The sequence below is a fragment of the Bathymodiolus azoricus thioautotrophic gill symbiont genome (genome assembly GCF_001298715.1).
Taxonomy (GTDB): Bacteria; Pseudomonadota; Gammaproteobacteria; order PS1; family Pseudothioglobaceae; genus Thiodubiliella.
Genome location: NZ_CDSC02000145.1, coordinates 1 through 2,678 on the forward strand (window position 1 = coordinate 1; position 2,678 = coordinate 2,678).

Here is a 2,678-nt window from a genome sequence, read left to right on the forward strand (position 1 = left end):
ATTTGAAAACTGGAGTACATTTGACCAAGAACCAACTAAAAAGGAAGACATTTTTACTTATTTCCTCATAGGTACATTTAAGGACATACAGACAGAGACTAATGATGGAACTATATCTCCTGCTCAAATTATCTAGTTCATACATATATGTACATATGTATTTATTTAAAAAACACAAAATGTGTATCCATTTCCCTGGTCAACAGAGATAAAGAGATCAATCACAAGTTTTTACAGAACGTTGAGTAACGTAACGTTTCAATCAGGTTTGGTTGGGGATTATCAGAAGTGCCCCGATATCTTTCAATGATTATTGAGACGTAAAAGTTTACAGAAACAAATAAATGTAATTTTTTGGAACTTTTGTGTAATATATTACGCTTGACTAGAACTTACTTCAGACAACATCAAAAAGTTCCTTTGAACCGAAATGCAATATCAACATTTTCATGTATGCCATATGGCAAAAGAAGTTCTGCCTACTTGTCAAAAACACAGGGCCACTTGCATTTCACTTTTTACCCAAAGTGAAAGTAAAGTTAACCTCTACAAGTCAACATATCTATAGAATGTGGTCCGTTCTTCCTATATTTAATGTCAGAGAGAATCACTATTGTTTAACAATAATATGATCAACTATTTTACTTCCTTATTTAAAATGTCATCATACTATAATTACAATACGATCATTACCTCCAGTTTGAGCATCAAATCTTTTGGTTGCTATGGCATCTATTTCATCTATAAATATAATGGCAGGAGCATTTTCTTTTGCCAATCTGAACACATCTCTCACCATTCTAGGTCCCTCTCCTAAATACTTCTGTACAAACTCAGAGCCAACAACACGGATAAATGATGCTGGAAAGAGTGAAATTTTGTGGCATGTAAAAGTCTAACAAATCAATATAAATTTATAACAAAGACATTTTTAACAGGAAATGACTAGATTATGTGTGATTAAAGCCATTTTCAACTATATTCCATTTATTTAGTAGAAGTCAGTTTTATTTGTCAAAAAAACCAAAGCCTGATAAAAAGTACCAACCAGTTGTATGTCAATGGAAAACTTGTATCACATAAAGTTGTAACAAGTAAACCTCTCTGTGGACAGAAATATAAAACTGACAACTAAGTGGTGATAGGTAATGGTAGCATAAGTAGGTGGCACTCTCTTATCAATGAGCGATTTCTATTTCAAAATGTAACAAATTTTATCTCTCAATGGTAAGCATGGGAAAGAAAATTTTAAATTGTTGTATTTTACAATATCTTTTGTGTAAATGTTCTTTGTAAACAATTACAATTAATCACAAACAATGATAAAACTTAACATTTGAGTACCTGTTGTATGATGAGCAACTGCCTTTGCTAACATAGTTTTTCCACATCCTGGAGGACCAAACATTAGTACACCTCTTGGTGGGTCAATACCAATTTGTTTGTATAAATCAAAGTGGGTGAGTGGTAATTCTACAGCCTCTCTGACTTCTTGTTTCTGTATATCCATACCACCAATATCTGAATACAACACATCAGGTTTTTCATCTGAAATAAGATGTCAAGATTTTAACTGGTAAATTATAAGTACATAATAAAACACTCCCACAATAGAGCTGAGGAGGTACACTGGTTTCAAAATGTCGTCTGTCGACATGTCTTTGTCCAGTGCAGACTTTTTATTATGACATGGCAGAGTGTTGTGCATAAAAAATGAGATTACTGTCACTTACCCTCACCTTAAATGTTCAGCTTAAGTATTTTTATCTATATTTTTTATAAATCAGTTGTACATTTTGTATGTTCTACAGAGCAACATTTTTAAACTTTCTACTATTATAATATTTGACAAGTGAATGTATAAGATCATGACTGAGTGTCACACATAAATATCATGTCAGGGTGATCTTGACCACAAGGAATAATGAAGTTTTTATCTTTTAATAGATCGCATGTTAAGATGAATTCAAAGGTGGCATGGATATTATTAAATGAGTTTTGCTAACACTTAAATCAAAGCACTGACACAGTGTGCAAAATTAGCAGTAGAGTAGACAATGTTTATGTCAAATTTTCAAAATTTTGTATATAATGTACAGTGAGGTCTATGTAAAATAGAGATTGGTCTATGATACCACAAAATTTAGTTTCACGCACTGCTGACAGAGATAGAAGGCAGTACAATTAAGAATAATTACAAATATTTTTTAAGGAACCTACATGAATGTATATTGGGCAGCCATCTTGAACAAAACATTTTGTAAAGGACCATTCAATGAGTACATTTTGGTTTCAATCACGTTTCTAGTTTCTGAGAAAAAACCATTGGGCCCTATGCTAACATTTTGTCCTGCGGTGGTAACCATCTTGGATTTGTAATTGACACAAATAACTGACATTTGGTAGAGCACCACCAAAGGAACCTTCCACCCATGTCTGCTGTCAAATGATTTTAAAAATAGTGGTTTCAGGTATGAATAATTTTTATTTAATATTTTCCTCCTGGAGATACTATGTTAAATATTATATATGTCCTGCAGTGGCCCTTAAATAACCCATAAAGATGATCATACTGCAAGAAAAACTAGAGGCTCAGTGGGCTGAGCCTGTGTCGCTCACCTTTCATTCTGCTTTGAGGAAACTTAATACAGAACCTTCCATACATGTAGATGTTTCCT

Annotated in this window: 2 pseudogenes; both read right to left on the reverse strand. The window is 32.9% G+C overall.

Going from position 1 to position 2,678, the window contains the following annotated elements:
- Positions 1 to 679: 679 nt before the first annotated feature.
- Positions 680 to 862 (reverse strand): annotated as a pseudogene (locus tag BAZSYMA_RS02900) (AAA family ATPase); the annotation flags it as partial.
- Positions 863 to 1,339: 477 nt separating this feature from the next.
- Positions 1,340 to 1,549 (reverse strand): annotated as a pseudogene (locus BAZSYMA_RS02905) (AAA family ATPase); the annotation flags it as partial.
- Positions 1,550 to 2,678 lie beyond the last annotated feature (1,129 nt).